Source organism: Rhodococcus sp. O3 (genome assembly GCF_048897285.1).
Classification (GTDB): domain Bacteria; phylum Actinomycetota; class Actinomycetes; order Mycobacteriales; family Mycobacteriaceae; genus Rhodococcus.
On the sequence record NZ_JBMBTE010000021.1, the window covers coordinates 19,381 to 36,690 of the forward strand.

Annotated in this window: 16 protein-coding genes; 6 read left to right on the forward strand and 10 right to left on the reverse strand. The window is 68.1% G+C overall.

All coding sequences use genetic code 11. From position 1 onward, the window contains the following. Nucleotides 1–5 precede the first annotated feature (5 nt). The 5 genes from ACN675_RS08990 to ACN675_RS09010 all read right to left on the reverse strand — a co-directional run bounded on the left by ACN675_RS08990 (nucleotide 6) and on the right by ACN675_RS09010 (nucleotide 5,547). A complete protein-coding gene (locus ACN675_RS08990) occupies nucleotides 6–1,049 on the reverse strand; it encodes an MlaD family protein (protein ID WP_420750523.1) in 1,044 nt (347 codons plus the stop codon). After that, the gene (locus tag ACN675_RS08995; protein WP_420750524.1) at nucleotides 1,046–2,365 is read right to left on the reverse strand and encodes an MlaD family protein; all 1,320 of its coding nucleotides are present in this window, start codon (nucleotides 2,363–2,365) and stop codon (nucleotides 1,046–1,048) included. The genes ACN675_RS08990 and ACN675_RS08995 overlap by 4 nt, the downstream gene beginning before the upstream one ends. A gap of 2 nt (nucleotides 2,366–2,367) precedes the next feature. Beyond that, the gene (locus tag ACN675_RS09000) at nucleotides 2,368–3,228 is read right to left on the reverse strand and encodes an ABC transporter permease (protein ID WP_420750525.1); all 861 of its coding nucleotides are present in this window, start codon (nucleotides 3,226–3,228) and stop codon (nucleotides 2,368–2,370) included. After that, the gene (locus ACN675_RS09005; protein WP_420750526.1) at nucleotides 3,228–4,067 is read right to left on the reverse strand and encodes an MlaE family ABC transporter permease; all 840 of its coding nucleotides are present in this window, start codon (nucleotides 4,065–4,067) and stop codon (nucleotides 3,228–3,230) included. Before ACN675_RS09005 ends, ACN675_RS09000 begins: the two co-directional genes overlap by 1 nt. A 310-nt stretch (nucleotides 4,068–4,377) precedes the next feature. After that, a complete protein-coding gene (locus tag ACN675_RS09010) occupies nucleotides 4,378–5,547 on the reverse strand; it encodes a thiolase family protein (RefSeq protein WP_420750527.1) in 1,170 nt (389 codons plus the stop codon). Nucleotides 5,548–5,599: 52 nt separating this feature from the next. Here ACN675_RS09010 and ACN675_RS09015 point away from each other — a divergent pair, with 52 nt between their 5' ends. Continuing rightward, the gene (locus tag ACN675_RS09015) at nucleotides 5,600–6,139 is read left to right on the forward strand and encodes a Zn-ribbon domain-containing OB-fold protein (protein ID WP_420750528.1); all 540 of its coding nucleotides are present in this window, start codon (nucleotides 5,600–5,602) and stop codon (nucleotides 6,137–6,139) included. Here the strand turns inward: ACN675_RS09015 and ACN675_RS09020 are convergent. Next, complete coding sequence (locus ACN675_RS09020; protein ID WP_420750529.1) at nucleotides 6,046–7,482, reverse strand: phosphotransferase family protein; 1,437 nt, start codon at nucleotides 7,480–7,482, stop codon at nucleotides 6,046–6,048. The two genes, ACN675_RS09015 and ACN675_RS09020, sit on opposite strands and share 94 nt — an antisense overlap. A 31-nt stretch (nucleotides 7,483–7,513) precedes the next feature. Next, nucleotides 7,514–8,749, reverse strand: a complete 1,236-nt coding sequence (locus ACN675_RS09025; RefSeq protein WP_420750530.1) for a cytochrome P450 family protein — start codon at nucleotides 8,747–8,749, stop codon at nucleotides 7,514–7,516. Nucleotides 8,750–8,985: 236 nt separating this feature from the next. Between ACN675_RS09025 and ACN675_RS09030 the strand changes: the two genes are divergently transcribed. From ACN675_RS09030 to ACN675_RS09040, 3 genes are all read left to right on the forward strand, one after another. Further along, nucleotides 8,986–9,789, forward strand: coding sequence for an enoyl-CoA hydratase/isomerase family protein (locus ACN675_RS09030; RefSeq protein ID WP_420750531.1), 804 nt, complete (start codon nucleotides 8,986–8,988; stop codon nucleotides 9,787–9,789). Nucleotides 9,790–9,872: 83 nt separating this feature from the next. Beyond that, complete coding sequence (locus ACN675_RS09035; RefSeq protein WP_420750532.1) at nucleotides 9,873–11,435, forward strand: AMP-binding protein; 1,563 nt, start codon at nucleotides 9,873–9,875, stop codon at nucleotides 11,433–11,435. Between the two features lie 119 nt (nucleotides 11,436–11,554). Continuing rightward, the gene (locus ACN675_RS09040; protein WP_420750533.1) at nucleotides 11,555–12,430 is read left to right on the forward strand and encodes an acyl-CoA thioesterase; all 876 of its coding nucleotides are present in this window, start codon (nucleotides 11,555–11,557) and stop codon (nucleotides 12,428–12,430) included. A 91-nt stretch (nucleotides 12,431–12,521) separates the two neighbouring features. Here ACN675_RS09040 and ligD read toward each other — a convergent pair whose 3' ends face one another. The 3 genes from ligD to ACN675_RS09055 form a co-directional block, all read right to left on the reverse strand. Continuing rightward, entirely contained in the window at nucleotides 12,522–13,490 is a 969-nt protein-coding gene (ligD, locus tag ACN675_RS09045) for a non-homologous end-joining DNA ligase (RefSeq protein WP_420750534.1), read from the reverse strand. Nucleotides 13,491–13,581: 91 nt separating this feature from the next. After that, nucleotides 13,582–14,763, reverse strand: coding sequence for a serine hydrolase domain-containing protein (locus ACN675_RS09050; RefSeq protein WP_420750535.1), 1,182 nt, complete (start codon nucleotides 14,761–14,763; stop codon nucleotides 13,582–13,584). Beyond that, on the reverse strand, nucleotides 14,760–15,224 hold the full coding sequence (locus ACN675_RS09055; protein WP_420750536.1) for a hypothetical protein: 465 nt from the start codon (nucleotides 15,222–15,224) through the stop codon (nucleotides 14,760–14,762). The genes ACN675_RS09050 and ACN675_RS09055 overlap by 4 nt, the downstream gene beginning before the upstream one ends. A 99-nt stretch (nucleotides 15,225–15,323) precedes the next feature. Between ACN675_RS09055 and ACN675_RS09060 the strand changes: the two genes are divergently transcribed. Next, nucleotides 15,324–15,998, forward strand: coding sequence for a TetR/AcrR family transcriptional regulator C-terminal domain-containing protein (locus ACN675_RS09060; RefSeq protein WP_420750537.1), 675 nt, complete (start codon nucleotides 15,324–15,326; stop codon nucleotides 15,996–15,998). Between the two features lie 149 nt (nucleotides 15,999–16,147). Further along, complete coding sequence (locus ACN675_RS09065; RefSeq protein WP_420750538.1) at nucleotides 16,148–17,242, forward strand: hypothetical protein; 1,095 nt, start codon at nucleotides 16,148–16,150, stop codon at nucleotides 17,240–17,242. The last annotated feature ends 68 nt before the right edge of the window (nucleotides 17,243–17,310 follow it).

Genomic DNA, 17,310 nt, shown 5'->3' on the forward strand with positions numbered 1-17,310 from the left:
GCTTTTCATGGCTGACAGATCGGCGAGTACCGGGCCTCGCCGCCCGGCGTGTTGTCGGCGACCAACTGCGGAACCAACGGCACCAGGAACGGCGCGAACCCGAGTGGGTTGAGGTCGCACACGTAGGCACCGAGGAAGCTGCCCTCCTGACTGATCCGGGCGAGGCCTTTGAGCAGCAAGGGCGAGTTGGCGCCCAGGTAGCCGAAATCTTCCTTCCCCGCGTTGAAATGGGAGGAGAATCCCGGTTCCCGTTCCAGGAACTCGCTCATCTCGGGCCGGGTGGCCGCGGCGATCTCGGCGACCCGGTCCCCGACCCGCGTGATCGTCTCCGCGGATGTGACCAGCTCGCTCTTGCGGGACGCGAGGTCGGTGAAGATCACCTGAGATCGGGTGATGACGTCCTGCAGGTCGCCGGACTGCCGGGACAGCGCGGTGAGCGCGGTTCCGAGTTGGGTGATCAGGTCCCCGAGAACCTCGTCCGGGCCGGCGATCGACTCCGCGAGGGCCGAGGTCTGCGCGAGCAGCCGCGTGATCGACCCGGCATCGCCTCCCAGGGCGCCGACGAGCGCTTCGGAGAGGTCGTTGACGCTGTCCGGATCGAGAACGCTGAACAGCGGTTCGAAACCGTTGAGCAGCAGCGAGATGTCGAAGGACGGCTCGGTGTGGTCGACGGGGATCTCGGCGCCGGGTTCGAGCGGCGTCGGCGTGCCGAAGTCGCCGAGCGAGAGCGCGAGATAACGCTGGCCGATGAGATTCTGATAGGTCACCGCTGCCCGGGTGTCGCCGCTGAGGGTGTGGGCACGGTCCACCTGGAAGTGCACTCGGGCGAGATTTCCGTCGAGATCGATCGAGTCGACGCGGCCGACGCGGACGCCGGCGACCCGGACGTCGTCGCTGGAACGCAGCCCGGACACGTCCGTGAAGACCGCGGAGTACGTGTGGGTCGAGCCGCTCACCCCGCGCCGCAGCGTGTTCAGGATCGTCCAGGTGAGGACGACGGAGGCCACCAGGAACACCGTCAGCCAGATGATCGAGCGCCGGTAGCTCATCGTCCTCCCTCCGCTGCAGGCACCGGATCCACGTTCACGTTCGCCCCGCGCAGCAGGGGTCCGAGGATCAGCGAGGCGGCGGTGGTCGCGTGTTCACCGAGCAACCCGCGTAGGGCCTCCATCTCGGCGGGGCCGCCGACCGGCCCGACGTTGCCGCCCGACAGCGCCGCGGGCGGCCGGTAGTTGCGGGGGTCCAGGCTCGCCGGCAGCACCGGTTGCACGTAGCCGGCCGGAGCCGGCCATGTGCACGACGGACCGGCCAGGTCGCCGTAGCGGGGGCAGTCCGCGGGACCGTAGACCGTGTGCGGCGTCAGCGTCCACACGAAGTGTCCGGTGCCGCGCTGCCGGGCAGGGTCCCAGAATTCGGTCGAGAACCGGCGCGATACGACCGCGATGTCGGTGGCGATCCCGGGGAAGGCCGCGCCACCCGCGGCGACGAGGTCCAGCACCGGCGCCATCTGGCGGGTGATGGTGATCATCCGGTCGACGTTGTTGCCGAGTGCCCGTTCGGTGGTTCCCATCGTGTACTGGCCGGCGGCGAGCAGGTCGGTGAGCGCGGCCTGCTTCTCGGCCACGGTCAGCATCGGTACGGCCGAGTTGTGGACGGCGTCGAGCAGTTCGGGAGCGGATTCCTGAAGTCCCTGCAGCGCGGTGGCGAGGTCGACCAGTTGGGACCGGTCCGAACCGTCGTCGACGGCGGCGTTGAGCGCGCTGGTCATGTCGACGAGTTGTCCCCCGGCGTCGCGGATCTCCTGCCCGCGGCTCTCGGTCGCCGACGCGAGCGCGGTCAGCACGCCGACGGTGGCGTCCCGGCGGTCCCGGCCGACCGCTGCGACGATGTCCCGCATCTTGGTCAGGGCCGTCTGCAGTTCGACGGTCGGCCGGCTCGTGTCGGCGGGGATCACCGCATCGTCGGTGAGCGGGGCTCCGGCACCGTTGTCGACCAGCTGGACCGAGGACACCGCGAACACATTGCTCGGGACCACCCGCGCGGTCACGGTGTCGGGAATGCCCTGTGCATCATGGGGTTCGAGCAGGATCGACACCTCGTTGGGTCGGCCGTCGCGGCCCGGTTCGACGCCGGTGACGATGCCGACGACGAGACCACGGAACTTCACGTCCGATTTCGCGGGGATCCCGTCGCCGACGTCGGGAAGCAGCGCGGTGACGGCGACCCGGTCGTCGAGCGACCCGGTCGAGCGAAGCAGCAGGACGGCGACGACCGCCGCGATGACGACGAGACCGATGAGACCGCGGATCAGCAGCATGCGGTCGGTCGGTGCACCGGCCTCGGATTCCAGCGAGATCGTCTGCATCCTCAGCCCCCCAGCTTCGAACCGGCCGAGACCCCCCAGAAGGCCAGGGTGAGCAGAAGATTGACGAGGATCATCACGCTGATACCGGACCGCATCGCTCGTCCCACGGCCACTCCGACGCCCTGCGGGCCGCCCCGGGCGTAGTAGCCGTAGTAGCACTGGATCGTGGAGGTGATGGTCACGAACACCACCACCTTGATCACCGCGTACACGATGTCCGGGCCGGCCATGACCAGGTGGAAGTAGTGCTGGTAGGTGCCGATGGACACGCCGCCGGCGAGCGCGACGACCAGCTGCACGACGACGTAGGTGAGCACCAGGCAGCAGACGAACAGCGGGATGACGGCGATCGTGGACGCCAGCAGACGGGTCGTGACGAGGTACGGAATCGGTCTGATGGCCAGCGATTCCATGGCGTCGATCTCCTCCGAGATGCGCATGGCACCGAGCTGCGCGGTGAACCGGCAGCCCGCCTGCGCAGCGAAGGCGAGCGCCGCCATGATCGGCGCGAGTTCGCGGGTCGCCGCGGTGGCGGAGACGAGCCCGGTCGCCTGGCCGAGACCGAGCAGACGCAGGGCGTTGTAGCCCTCGATCCCGACGATCGCACCGGCGCTGGCACCGAGCACCAGGATGACGCCGGCCGTGCCGCCGCCGACCACCAGGGAGCCGTTCCCCCAGGTCACGTCGGACAGCAGGCGCAGGAACTCGCGGTGGTAGTGCCGGAGCATCGCGGGCAGGCCGGCCACGGCGCGGCAGAAGAACGACAACAGGTGCCCGATCAACCGGATCGGTCGCGTGAGCGCCCCGTACGCAAGCGTGAGCGAACGCACGCCAGGGGGGTGGTAGGCCGACGGCGATGCCATCAGAACGACGCCCTCGGGAACGCGATGACGTAGAGCTGGGTGAACAGGACGTTGACGACCATCAGCAGCATGATCGACCCGACCACGGTGGAGTTCACCGAGTTCGCGACCCCCGCCGGACCCCCGTGGGTGGACAGTCCCTTCTGGCAGGCGACGATCGCCACGATGGCACCGAACACGACCGCCTTGACCATCGCCAGCACCAGGTCGCCGACGGTGGCGAACGACGCGAATGTGGCGACGAAACTGCCCGGCGCCCCGTCCTGGACGTAGACGTTGAACAGGTAGCCGGCGAGGAAGCCGATGAAGGTGATCATTCCGGTGAGCGCGGTACCGACGACGACCGCCGCCGCCAGGCGCGGAACCACCAGCCGCCGGACCGGCGAGACACCCATCACCTTCATCGCGTCGACCTCCTCGCGGATGGTCCGCGACCCCAGGTCCGCGCAGATCGCGGATCCGACGGTGGCGGCCATCATCAACGCGGTCACCAGAGGCGCGCCCTGCCGGATCACGGCCAGACCGCTGGCCGCACCGGCGAGGGAGGTGGCACCGACCTGCCCGGCGAGCAATCCGAATTGAATCGACAGGGTGACACCGATCGGGATGGCGACGAAGAAGCTCGGCAACAGCGCGGTATTCGCCATGAACACCGACTCACGAACGAAGTACTCGAAGGGGAACCGGCCACGCACGAGGTCCACAACGAGGTATCGCATCGCCTCGATGCCCAGCTTGATCTGTTCCCCGACGGTGACGAGCGACCGGCCGAGATGCCGGTCGAGGTATCCCCTCGACCAGTCGGCGATCTCGTCGGCCGCGCCCCCTGTTGTTTCCACGTGATCCCTTACCCCGCCTGGAATCTCGTCTTCAGTCACCTGAACTCCGTCCGGTTGCGACGAACAGAAATCCGATCAGCGATCCGCGCGATCCCCCACGCCTGCGCGGACCATCCCCTCATTCATATAACCCAATTTAATGTATTGCCTTCACGGTGTTCCGCGCTTTCGCCGGATCGACTCCGCTCACATCCGGCTCCCGGACGAGGCACTCGATCCGCGCACGGAGATGACGGTCGGCGTACCGGAATTTCGGTACACCGAACGCCGTAAGCGGTGTTACTGAGGGGCATTCGAACTCGACCACCGGTTACCGCGTGAGAAGCATGCATCCGGCGATCGGCCCGCCCCCGACGGAGACCGCCGCCACCTCGGGTGGACGGAGTACCTGCCGGTCCCCCGCCGTGCCGCGCAGTTGAGCACACGCCTCGTGCAGCACCCAGTAACCGTGCATCCGCCCGGCGGACAGCTGCCCCCCGTAGGTGTTGAGCGGCAGCGATCCGTCGCGCGCGATCCGGGTACCGCCGTCCACGAAGTCGCCCCCGCTGCCCTCCGGGCACAGCCCCAGCGCTTCGAGCCAGGCGATCGTGAGAAACGTGAATCCGTCGTACAGTTCCGCGATGTCGACGTCGGCGGGGACGAGTTCGGTGCGGCTCCACAGCCGGGCCGCAGCATCCGTGGCGGCCATCCGGGGATAGTCGGGTCGCTGGGTCCATCCCCCGGTTCCGGCGGCCCCGCCGATCGCCGCGATGCGGACCGGCGGGTGCGGCATGTCGGCGGCGTGATCGCGGTGGGAGACGACCACCGCGATCGACCCGTCGACGGGCACGTCGCAGTCGAGCAGTCCGAACGGCGTCGACACCGGCCGGGCCGCGAGATAGTCGGCCATCGTGATCTCGTCCCGGAACACCGCCGATGGGTTGAGCGCCGCATTGCGGCGCGCGTTGATCGCGACCCATCCGAGATGCTCGCGGGTCGTGCCGTACTCGTGCATGTGCCGACGGCAGTGCAGCGCCAGCCAATTGGCCGCGGAGAAGGCGTTGGCCGCCAGCAGGTACGGCACATCGCTCATGGCCGGGCCCGGATCACGACGGGGCCGGCCACCGCCCTTCCCGCCACCGGACCGGCGCGGTCGATCGACCGTGCCTCCCATCATTTGCACGGTCCGGTAGACGAGGACGTGCCGGGCGCGACCCTCCCCGACCGCGACCGCGGCCTGTTGCACGGGGGCGAGCAGCCCCGCGTCACCGTCCAACGCCGGAAGTTCCGGCAATTCGATACCCAGAGCACGGGCAGCCTCGGCCGCCGGGACGTCCCCCAGCGTGAGGACCGTGTCGATGTCCGCAGGTGTCAGGCCTGCATCCGCGACCGCGGCCGCGGCACTCTGCACGGTGAGGTCGAGTCCCGGTGTGCCCGTTTTCCTTCCGATGTCGGAGATGCCGATCCCCGAGATGATCGCGTCCTGCTCAGGAAAGTGCATCGGAGGCTCCGTTCGGATGCGGCCGAGTGGGGGTCGCGGATACTGTGAAGCGATGCAGGAGCTCTCGACCCAGCAGGTCCGCCCGTATGTTCCGACGCCCACCTCCATCGACCGGCCCTTCTGGGCTGGTGGCGCCGATTCCGTTCTGCGCCTGCCGTTCTGCAAGGGCTGTGCGCGCTGGTTCTTTCCGCCGGCGGCCACCTGTCCGGACTGCAACGAGCCGGCGGGGTTTCGCGACACGTCCGGCACCGGTGTGGTCTACACGTTCACCGTCAACGTCCAGCGGTTCCACCCCGAGGTGGCGGTTCCGTACGTGATCGCCCTCGTCGAACTCGACGACCAAGCCGGGCTTCGCATCCCCGCCGGCATCGTCGGGTGTCCACCGGAGTCCGTGGAGATCGGCATGCGAGTGACCGTCGCCTTCGAGGAGGCCGCGGGGACGCGTGAGGGCACGGACCGGGTGTACGTGCCCGTATTCGCGCCCTCTTCCACCGGTGATCACCAGCCCACCGACGGATCGCGGGGCAGGCTCGGCTCCCCGCTGTCGGCGGGTCCGGTCCCGTGGGTGATCGGTGGCCAGGTGCGGTCGTAGAGGGCGCCGGACGCGGTCCGCATCAGGTAGTCGTCCCGTTGGACGCCCTTCCACATCTGGGCGACGTAGTCCAGGACCGGGATCTCCCCGTCGATCGTCCGCCGGGCCAGAGCGGCCCGCCCCTCCTCGACGGAGGCCGGAGTTTCGCCGAGCAACTTCGCCAGTTCCGCGATCTCGTCGCGGTCCAGCACCGCACCGACCCGGTCGCATTCCTGCAGGTACTTGACCAGCCGCGCCGCACCCTTGGTCCAGCGGGCGGCCAGCGGGTCACCGGCCTGTCCGGCCGCCGCGCGCAGCACCGCCAAGGTGGCGTCGAAGACGTGGCCGTTGCCGGGACCGTCCGGTTCCGGGTGAAACTCGGTACGCTCCATGTCGATTCCCACCGCGCGGCCGAGCGCCTCGATGAGCAGGCGCCGGTGCAGCATCCCGTAGATCAGGCCGTTGCCCGCGTCCGGGGATCCCACCGCGACGGAACCTCGACGGTCGTCGGCGCCGTCGTGGAAGGTCGCGAGCTTCGCCTCCGCCAGCAGCCGGTAGTACCAGATCTTCGGTTCGTCGATCCGGTGACCGGACAACGCCTCGTACTCCGCCAGCCGGTCCGGGAAGCTGGTGAACGGGTCCTGCGCGGCCCGCAGCGACAGCCACGCGATGTCGTCCATCGGGTCACCGAAGTGGGCGAGTTCCCAGTCCACGATCGCGGTGACGCGGCCGTCGCGGTACATGAAGTTGCCGGGACCGGTGTCACCCTGCACCAGCACCACCGGACCGTCGTCGTCGGGCATGTTGCGTTCGAGCCAGTCGACACAGAACGACAGTAGCGGCGTCGGGCCCTTCTTGCGGGCCATGCGCCGCCGGATCCCGGCGAGTTCGTCGGCGAGGTGCTCACGGACCGATCGGACCGGCCCGAGAGAATCGATCGCCAGATCCCGGGGTTCGATCCGGTGGATCGCTGCGAGATGACCGATGAAATCTCGCGCCACCGCCACCTGCTCGTCGGGGTCCTCGATCAGATAGAACCAGGTCTCACCCTCGACCCGCCGGAGGAGAACCGCCTGCAGGGTCGGGTGCACGGCGACCACGGCAGGCACGCACGCACCGGCATCGGACAGCGCACGCATGATCTCCGCTTCCACCTGCAGCGGGTGGAAGGCGCTGTCGGGCTGTGGTGGTCGCGGATCGTAACGGAGGAACAGTCCGCCGTCGGGCACCCCGTGGGCGTCGACGAACCACGCCTGTCTGCTGGCGCCGCCGGGGACCTGTTTCGCGGTGATCTCGTCCGCGCCGGTGGCGGACGACAGCCACGCGTGCAGTTCCGCGGGCAGGCCGTGCGCTTCCCCCGTCATTCCGTCCCCCTCGTCATACCCGGCCCCGGTCTCAGCCGACCCGCATGGGTAGCGCTTTCAATCCCCGCAGCGACAGCGTCGCCTTGTATCGCAGGTCGGTGTCGGCGGCGGTCACCTCGAGCCGGTCGAACCGTTCCAGCAGCGTCTGCAGCGCGATGCGGCCCTCCAGGCGCGCGAGGTGGTGTCCCAGGCAGTAGTGCGCGCCGAATGCGAACGACATGTGCTTGTTGGGGGTGCGGGTCAGGTCGAGCGACTCCGGGTCCTCGTAACATTCCCGGTCCCGGTTGGCAGAGATGATCATCCCGATCACCTGGCTGCCCTGCGGAATTCGTGCGCCGGCGAATTCCACGTCCTCCACGGCGATCCGTGGTGCTGCACACGCCACCGGCGTGGTGTACCGCAGCAGTTCCTCGATCGCGGAGGGCCACAACGACTCGTCCTCACGCAGCAGTTGCAGTTGCTCGGGGTTACGGGCCAGCGCGAGCATGCTGCTGCCGATCAGGTTGGAGGTCGTATCGTGCCCGGCCAGCAACAGCAGGAAGATCATGCCCAGGATCTCGCGTTCGGTGAGCCGGTCACCGTCCTCGCGTGCCTCCACGATCGCCGAAATCAACCCGTCGTCCGGGTGGGCGCGTGCGTCGTCGGCGAGGTGCTGGATGAAGGCGAGCAGCTTGTTCGCCATCGGCATCCGCCTGATCATTCCGATCGGGCCGGTACCGGAGTCCTCGGTGACCTTGCCGACGAGGTAGTGGAAGCGCTCCCGGTCCGCGTCGCCGACACCGAGCATGACGGAGATGACCCGCAACGGAAGTTGCACCGCAAAGTCCTCGACCAGGTCGACGTCCTTCTTGCGGGCCAGTTCGTCGGCAAGTTCGGCCGCGATCTCGGTGACCTGGTCGGCCATGCCCGCCACCAGCTTCGGGGTGAACGCCTGGTGCACCAGTGTCCGTAGCCGCTTGTGTTCCGGATCGTCCTTGAACACCATCGTTTCACTGAGCAGCTTGAGGGTTTGCGGCAGTAGCCGGTTGAACCGGGAGGAGCCCCCGTGCTTCGAGGAGTCGGTGGAGAACCGGTTGTCGCAGTGCAGTGCGAGGACATCGGCGTGGCGGGTCACCATGTAGCCGGTGCCTCGTACCATCATCGGGGCCTTGACCATCGAAACCGGTTCGTGCTCACGCAGATACGCGTATCGCGGGTAGGGGTTGTAGTACATCACCGGGTCGGCCAGGTTGGTCACGGACATCGGGGCGGCCGCGGTTCGCGTCATCGGATTACCTCTCGTTCGTGTCCGGCAGGACGGTCGCAGACCGCTCGAAACCGTCGTGAGCGCGGCGTGCGGGACGACCACCGGCACCCGCTACTTCTCCGGCAAAGGTTCTCCACCACTCCCCCTGCTCGCGTCGATATCCCGATTCCGCGCGCCAACAGTAAACTGATTTGTATGATTTCTACCATACGCTCAATGGGAAGTGAACCGCATCACGCAACTGCAGGAGGACATTCGTGAGCATCGACATCACCACTCCGGACCTGGCAACGATCGAGTTCGAGGTGGCCGATGACCACGTAGCCACGATCACGCTCGACCGGCCGGACGCCCTCAACGCCGTCGACGACCGGATGGCGGCCGAAATCGAGTGGGCGTGGCGGACGATCCGCGACGACGACTCGATCCACGCGGTGGTGCTGCAGGCCAACGGCGATCGCGCCTTCTGCACCGGCGCGGACATCAAGTCCGCGTCCTGGTTCGCCAAGTCGAACGTGTGGAACACCTTCGACCCGGGCATGACCCTTTCCCCCAAGCTCCACCACCGGGTCTGGAAGCCCGTGGTGACGGCCGTGCACGGCATGGCCGCCGGCGGCGCCCAGTACTTCCTCAACGAGTCGGACATCATCCTCGCGTCCGAGGACGCGGTGTTCTTCGATCCCCATGCCAACGGCGGCATCGTCTCCGCTCTCGAACCCATCGGGATGCTGGCCCGCGGCGTCCCGCTGGGCGACGTACTGCGGTGGGCGCTCATGGGCACCGAGGAACGCATCACCGCGGACACCGCACTGCGACTCGGCCTGGTCACCGAGGTGGTGGAGCGGGATCGGCTGCGCAGCCGCGCGCGGGAGATCGCGGCGTCGATCGCGGCGCGCAACCCCGTGGCGGTGCAGGGAACGGTGCGCGCGATCTGGGAGTCGCTCGACATGACCCGCAGCACCGCGCTGCAGAACGGGATGGCATACACCCACATCGGCAATCCCCCGGTGGCCGAGCGGCGTGCGACGCCGCGCCGGAACGACCCCCCGACCTACCGGTGATCCGGCCTCGCCGGGGACTCGTGCACCGACAACCGACAGATCTGATCCGGAGAAACTCGGTAGGAACCGAGGCGGAGGCTCACGTGGAACACCTATGGGATCGGCGACTCGGGTTCTGGTGGATCGCCGAGGATCACCCGGACCGCCCGGCGATCGTGGCATCGCCCGACGGCCGGTCCATGTCCTTCGGCGAGCTCGCCGCGGCCGCGCACCGTCTGGTCCACGCGTTACAGGCGCACGGCGTCGGCGCCGGAGACATCGTGGCGTACGCGCTGCCCAACGGTGTGGAGCCGATCATCTGGCAGCTCGCCGCGCTGGAGACCGGCATCCGGTACCTCGCGCTCAACCCCGCCCTCTCGCACGCCGAGTTCACCGACATCCTGACCCACTCCGGTGCGGCCGCTGTCGTCGTGCACCCCGACTACGCGGACCGGATGGGCAGTGTGAACGACATCCCCACCATCCGGCCGGCCGTGGCCGTCGGCGGGGACATCCCGGGGTTCGTGCGGTACGAGGACCTGGTCGCCGGTCATCCCGACACCGTGCCGGCGGATCGCACCCTGGGCGGCGCGATCACCTACTCGTCGGGGACCACCGGGAAGCCCAAGGCAATTCTCCGGCCGCTGCCGCCGCTGGAGCCGTCGGCGGCCGCCAATGCCATGTCCACCTTCGGGCGCGCGTTCACCTTCCTTCCCTTCGACGGCGTCCACCTGGTCTCCACCGGAATGAATCACGGTGGCTGCCAGAGCTTCTACCTCGGCGCGCTGAACGTCGGGCAGGCACTGGCCATCGGGGGCAAGTTCGATCCCGAGGCGACTCTGCGGATGATCGAGGAGCACCGGGTGACGACCGCGTACATGGTCCCCACCCAGTTCGTCCGGTTACTGAGGCTCCCCGACGAGGTCCGCGACCGGTACGACCACTCGAGCCTGAAGGTGGTCGTGCACTCCGCCGCTCCCTGCCCCTTCGACGTGAAGCGGCAGATGCTCGACTGGTGGGGTCCGGTGATCTGGGAGACCTACGGCGGCATGGAGGGCGCCGCCACCATCGCCAAACCGCACCGCTGGCTGGAGAAACCGGGCACCGTCGGGCGTGCGGTGGCGGGCATGACGGTGCGCATCCTCGACGACGACGGGACCGAGCTGCCGGCCGGCGAGATCGGAAACGTCTACCTCGAACCGCAGACACCGAGCTTCGAGTACCGCGGCGACCCGGTGGCGACCCGCTCCGCCTACCGGGGCAAGGCGTTCACGATCGGTGACGTCGGCTACCTCGACGAGGACGGATACCTGTTCATCTGCGATCGCGCGAAGGACATGATCATCAGCGGCGGCGTCAACATCTATCCCTCCGAGGTCGAGGGCGTCCTCTCCGCACATCCGGCCGTGGCGGATGCCGCGGTGATCGGCGTCCCGGACCCCGAGTGGGGCGAACAGGTCAAGGCGCTCGTCCAGCTCGCCGCACCCGCGACAGCCACGGACGAGCTGGCCGACGAGCTGATCGCCTGGTGCCGCACCCGCCTCGCCGGATACAAGTGCCCTCGCAGTGTCGAGTTCCGAACGTCCCTGCCCCGGACGGAGACCGGAAAACTGCTCAAACGCACTCTCCGCGAAGAGTTCTGGGCTTCGAGCGGCCGCCAGGTCTGATCCGACCCACCGAGAGAAGGAAGCACCTGCATGAGTGACTCTCGAACATGCGTCGCCACACCGCCCGCACCGACCGGTGCCGCCACCCGCGCAGGCGGCGTCCACACGCGGGTGTTCCGGTGACGGCCGACCGCAGCACCGCCTCGACGGCGCGGTCGCACTCGGTGGCCGCGTCCGGCCCGCTGGCGGCAACGGTCGCCGAGGCACTGATGCTCACCGCGACCGGACCCGACACCTTCGTCGCGGCGAGGGCCGGCGCCGACGATCCTCGCGGACTCTACGGGGGCAGGCTCACCGCGCAGGCGCTGCGCGCAGCGTCCCATACCGTTCCCGACGAGCGACTGGCGCACTCGCTGCACAGCTATTTCCTCGCTCCCGGCGACGCCACCAAGCCGATCACGTACACGGTCGGCCGAGAGCGCGACGGAGGCCGCTTCTCGATTCGGCGGGTCGTTGCCAGCCAGGAGGACGTACCGATCCTGAACCTCGAGGCGTCGTTCCAGCAGATCCAGCCGGGTGCCGACTACCAGGCGGAGGCGATGCCCGATACGACTCCGCCGGAGGCGTTGCCGTCCGTCCGCCAGGACCCGCGGATGCTCGACCTCGACGTCCGCATCCCTCACGACGACGAGGCCTATCACCGATGGCCGACGCGGCTGTGGGTCCGGATCAAGACATCTCTGCGCGACGATGCGAACCTCCGCGCCTGCGGGCTGGTGTTCGTCTCCGACATGTGTACCGGGCTGTCGAAGGCCCCACTCGTCAAGCAGGTCGGCATCCTGCCGAGCATCGACCACAGCGTGTGGCTCCATCGTGGCTGCGATCCGAACCGGTGGCTGCTGCTCGATCTGGCGCCGGAGTCGACCTCGCACGGACGAGGCATGTACACCGGGCACATCTACGACGAGGATCAGGTGCTCGTCGCGAATCTCGCACAGGAGTCGCTGTTCCGGCTCCGCACCTCGAACAGTCGCCCCGGACCGACACGAACCTGACCCTCGCGGGTGTCGACACCGGAACGCCTCCGGATTCCGATCCGGATCGGCGCCGTGGCGATGCTCCAGGGCCGAGGAACAAGTGCCGGAGTCAGTGCCGGCCGGGCAGGTCGACCTCGTCCACCGTCTTGTCGGCGCGTAGTCCCCGCCAGCTCGGATGCCGCAGGCTCCCGCCCGCGTACTCCCGGTACTCGACCTCCCCCACCAACGTCGGCTCCACCCAATGGACACCGTGGGTCTCCCGCTTCGGCGGTGCGACGGACAGCGGGCTGGTGGACCGCTCCAACGGACGCAACCGGGACCGCAACTCCCGGCGGGTCGCGGCAGCGAACCCGGTGCCGACACGACCGATGAACACCAACCGGCCCTCGTCGTCGTACGCCCCGAGCAGCAGCGAGCCGATACCTCCGGCGGCTTTGCCCGCCCCTGGGGTCCAACCGACGACCACCCCCTCTGTAGTGCGGCGCAGCGGAGTCTTGATCCAGCTCGGAGCGCGCGTGCCCGGCAGATACGGGCTGTCGGGGTCTTTGGCGACGATGCCTTCGAGACCGTTCTCACGCGCCGCCTCGAGCATGGTCGCGGCGTCGACGTCGCGCCAATAGGGCGACAGCTGCACCCGGGCCCCGGGAGTGATCAGGTCGTCGAGCACGGCCCGCCGTTCGAGATAGGGCAGATCGATCGTGGAGTCACCGTCGACGGCGAGCACGTCGAACAGGTACACCATGACCGGCACATCAGCGCGCAACTGTTCGGTGGGGCGCTGGACATGCATGCGGCGTTGCAGCCGCGCGAAGGACGGCCGCCCCTCGGCGTCGAGGGCGACGATCTCCCCGTCGACGATGCAGTCCCTGCCCCCGACCGCGGCGAGCAGCGGATCCGGAAGCTCGGGGAAGGTGCGGGTGATGTCGTTGCCGGCGCGGCTGGTCAACCGGCACTGTCCGTTCTCGATGCTGATCAGGACGCGTTGGCCGTCCCACTTCATCTCGAACACCCAATTGCCGCTCGGTGGTTCACCGAGGGTCGCCAACATCGGGGACAGCTGAGGGGACACAGAGGCCATGACCCGAGTCTGCTGCACCGGACCGAATATCATCGCCGAACCGCGCACCACCTCCGGTCCTCATCGCGGAGGAGTTGCCGAGCCTGTCCGATCAGCGGGGAGGCTCGACATTCCGCATCGACGCCTCGGCGCCGAAGGCCACCCGGTGGAACGCGTCGAGCGCTCGGTCGATGGGATGCGGTGTGGGCCTGCCGGAGTCGTCGAGTTCGCTCCAGCGCTGCCGATTGATCGCCACCGTCATCTGCCTCTTCCCGTCGGCACGCGCCATCGTGATCGCGCCGCCGCCCCACACGGAGCCGTCGTGGCCCCAGAACGTCCCCTGGCCGGGAACGTCCTTGCGGTGCAGGCCGAGTCCGTAGTCGACGATCGTGCCTTCGAACGAGACGACGGGCACGGTCTGCTGCATCTGCGTCAGCATCTCCGGGCCGATGATGTCACCGGCGAGCAGGGCGGCGAAGAACCGGTTGAGATCGGCGGTGGTGGAGATCAACGATGCGGCCGGTCCGACCCAGGACATGTCGAAGACGCTGTAGTCGCTCAGTGGAGGGTTCATGCCGAACCACGACTCGTACAATCGTGAATGCGGTCCGTCCACCTCGGGACCGGACGGGAATCCGGTGTCCGCCAGGTCTGCCCGGGCGATGACGGCGGCGTCGATGTGCTGTTCGGCGGATACACCGGTGATCAGCTCGATGAGTCGGCACAACAGAAGGTAGTTGGTGTTGGAATAGCGGCCGGGTGACGTGCCGGGAGCGGCAGCCGCCGGTGCGCGGACACCCATCTCGATCAGGTCCAGCGGGTCGAATCGTGTGAATCGATTGTCGTCGATGCTGCGCGGTGAGGTGCGGGCCACCACCGGGAACGCGGCCAGCGACGTATAGGCCGTCGGCAGGTAGTCGGCGAGACCGCTCGTGTGATCGAGCAGCATCCGCACCGTGATGGCATCACCGCGGTCGCCGGGGACGAGGTTCGGCAGATACCGGCGGATCGGTGCGTCGAGTTCGACGGCACCCCGTTCGACGAGTTGCAGGACGGCGGCCGCGACGAAGGTCTTGGAGATGCTACCGACGCGGTGACGCATCCCCGGGGTCACCTGTGCGCGCGTGACGAGATCGGCGACGCCTGCGGCACCGCGCCACACATCGTCACCCACACGGACTTCGGCGAAAATCCCCGGGATGCCGGCAGCGCAGACGTCAGCGGCAGCGTCTTCGAGGACGGTGACGTCCAGGACAGTGGCTTCCAAGGCGTCGGTTCGGATGAGATCGGTCATCGGAGTGCTTCCTTTTCGTGGGAGGGGCGGCGCCACAGCAGGACGACCGCGACGAGTCCGGCCACGCAGGGCGCCAGTCCCATCCACCCGACGGTTGCGGGCAGCGCGGTGTCGCCGGAGGTGTCCCGGACGGTCAGGTCGAACAGGGCGATGCCGGTGGCGACGACCCACAGGCCGGTGGCGAGCAGTCGCGCCCACGATGTGCTCCGGCGGGCCACCCAGAGGGTTGTGAGCCAGCCGAGGGCGCCGAGCACACCCAGAACGATCAGGTAGGTCAGATAGATGTCGGTTGCCGCATCGATGTGGTCCTGAGTGAAGGAGGGGTAGCCCGCGCGGACGTGTGCGGTGAGGATGCCGGAGGCCGTCTGGCCGCCGTAGACGGCGATCGCAGCGACAACCGTGAGGACGCAACCGACGAGCAGGGCCACTGTCGAGGATCGGGAAATGCGTGTGGTGTTCATGACGAAGGCTCTTTCCGACGCCTAGTCTTACAATGTAAGTCTTACTCCACCCACGGTAGACTTACGCCGTAAAACATGTCAACGGATCAAGGAGCCGCAATGCCAGGTCACCGCCCCCACGGACAGCATGCGGGACTGAATGCTCAGGTCGTCCTGGACGCGGCCATCGAATTGGCCGACTCGCAGGGACTCGCGGCACTGTCGATGCGACGCCTCGGCGCCGCGCTCGAGGTCGAGGCGATGACGCTGTACCACTACTTCCCGAACAAGGCCGCACTGCTGGACGGCATCGTCGAACGGCTGGTCTCCGCGGCAGAGCTGCCGATCGGGACCGACACGGACTGGCAGGACGGACTGCGTCGCTACGCCCGATCCGGGTTGGACACCCTGGCAGCCCACCCGAATCTGGTTCCGCTCATGCTGTCCCGGCCCGGCACCACGGCCGGAAACAACCAGGTGATGGAGACGCTGCTCCAGGTTCTGACCCGGGCGGGATTCGATCCCTGCACCGCGCTGGACCTGCTGTACGCGCTCAACTCGCTGATCGTGGTCCACGGTGCCATACGCGCCGGGTCCGATTCCCCGCAGCCGCACGGTGAGGAAGGCCAGACCAGCCGCCTCGCCGAACTGTCGCCCGAGGACTACCCCCTCCTGACCGCCGCAGCCGAGGACAGTGCCGGACGGGGGCCGACAGCTCGATTCGACGCCGCCGTCGACGCGTTGATCACCGGATTTGCCGGGGCTCGGACGAAGACGGACAGCGTCGGAGCATGACCCCCGGTTCCGGCGACCCTCGGCGACGACGGCCCGCCCGACGGTTGCCCGCTGCCGTGCCCGCACGTGATTCAGCAGTGCAATGAGTTATCTGATTCGGGGTCGCGAAAAGGCTCCGAATCAGTCGGCTCGCTGCTACGGTCGGCTAGGTGACAGACGATGTCCCGAGCCCGGACGAGATCACCGCCGACACCCCCTTCACACCCGCCGACGACATGTATCACCAACCGCCGGACGACGATCCGTACTGGGTCGAGACCAACTGGTGGTCCTTCAACATCCCCGAACGCCACATCGGCGGGTGGCTGCATGCGCGGTTCGACGTCAACCGTGGAGTGGTCACCTGGCGCGTGTTCGTGTGGGACCCCAGCGGCGCCGACCTCGGTCGCCTCGCCTACTATCGCACCGGCGTCGATCAGCCCATGCCGGAGCACCCTGACCTGCGGGACATCACGTTCCCCGGCGGGGGGTTCTCGGTGAAGATGGTCGAACCGCTGATGCGCTACGAGATCGGTTACACCGATCCGGACAACGGTTTCGCCGTCGCGTTCGAGCACAGGGCCGTCCACCTGCCCCGCCGGTTCACCCCGGGCGAACCACCCGCGATGTACAGCCCCCACCTGGATCAACTCGGGCACCAGGTCGGCGAGCTGGTCCTGCGCGGCGAGGCGATCACCATCGACTCCTACTCGATCCGGGACCGCACGTGGGGTCCCCGCGGCGGCCACCACATGCGGAGCCGCAAGCCGGCCTATCAGCGCGGAGAGCATCGCGTGCTGCATCCGGGTGGTCCCCGATGGCGTGAGATCGAACGCGAACGCGGACGCGGCCGGATCCAGTACATCTTCGGGCACTCCGGACCGAACACCGGGTTCCTCGGATTCGTCCGCCCCCAGGACGGGGACGCGGCGGGCTGGTCACCCCTCAACCACGGATGGTTGTTGCGGGACGGCCGGTTCGAGAGACTCGACAAGACGGCGTCGCGGATGCGCAACTTCCGTGATCCTCGGACCGGCTGGAGCGCGCACATGGAGGTCGACCTGACGGATCTCACAGGACGCACCATGACCGCCGAAGGCTTCTCCGTGGCCCACATGTGCGAGGGCGGACGAGGCAGCAACGCGCTCATGCGGTGGGAGTTCGACGGCGAGATCGGCTGGGGCGAAGACCAGGACGGCTGGACGCGGTCCCACTGGACGAAGTTGATGAACGCCCTGCGTGCGACCCGAAGCCAGGAGGCGTGAGCGAGGAGTTCACGCTCCGGCGTCGGGCCGAGCGCACCGACGACATGAAAGCTGCATTTCTACAAGAA

Excerpts from the sequence above, each read along its gene's own strand:
- ligD (WP_420750534.1), bottom strand. The coding sequence starts at position 13,490 with ATGGCCTCTGTGTCCCCTCAGCTGTCCCCGATGTTGGCGACCCTCGGT.
- ACN675_RS08995 (WP_420750524.1), bottom strand. The coding sequence starts at position 2,365 with ATGCAGACGATCTCGCTGGAATCCGAGGCCGGTGCACCGACCGACCGC.
- ACN675_RS09055 (WP_420750536.1), bottom strand. The coding sequence starts at position 15,224 with ATGAACACCACACGCATTTCCCGATCCTCGACAGTGGCCCTGCTCGTC.
- ACN675_RS09000 (WP_420750525.1), bottom strand. The coding sequence starts at position 3,228 with ATGGCATCGCCGTCGGCCTACCACCCCCCTGGCGTGCGTTCGCTCACG.
- ACN675_RS09025 (WP_420750530.1), bottom strand. The coding sequence starts at position 8,749 with ATGACGCGAACCGCGGCCGCCCCGATGTCCGTGACCAACCTGGCCGAC.
- ACN675_RS09020 (WP_420750529.1), bottom strand. The coding sequence starts at position 7,482 with ATGACGGGGGAAGCGCACGGCCTGCCCGCGGAACTGCACGCGTGGCTG.
- ACN675_RS09060 (WP_420750537.1), top strand. The coding sequence starts at position 15,324 with ATGCCAGGTCACCGCCCCCACGGACAGCATGCGGGACTGAATGCTCAG.
- ACN675_RS09015 (WP_420750528.1), top strand. The coding sequence starts at position 5,600 with ATGCAGGAGCTCTCGACCCAGCAGGTCCGCCCGTATGTTCCGACGCCC.
- ACN675_RS08990 (WP_420750523.1), bottom strand. The coding sequence starts at position 1,049 with ATGAGCTACCGGCGCTCGATCATCTGGCTGACGGTGTTCCTGGTGGCC.
- ACN675_RS09010 (WP_420750527.1), bottom strand. The coding sequence starts at position 5,547 with ATGCACTTTCCTGAGCAGGACGCGATCATCTCGGGGATCGGCATCTCC.
- ACN675_RS09050 (WP_420750535.1), bottom strand. The coding sequence starts at position 14,763 with ATGACCGATCTCATCCGAACCGACGCCTTGGAAGCCACTGTCCTGGAC.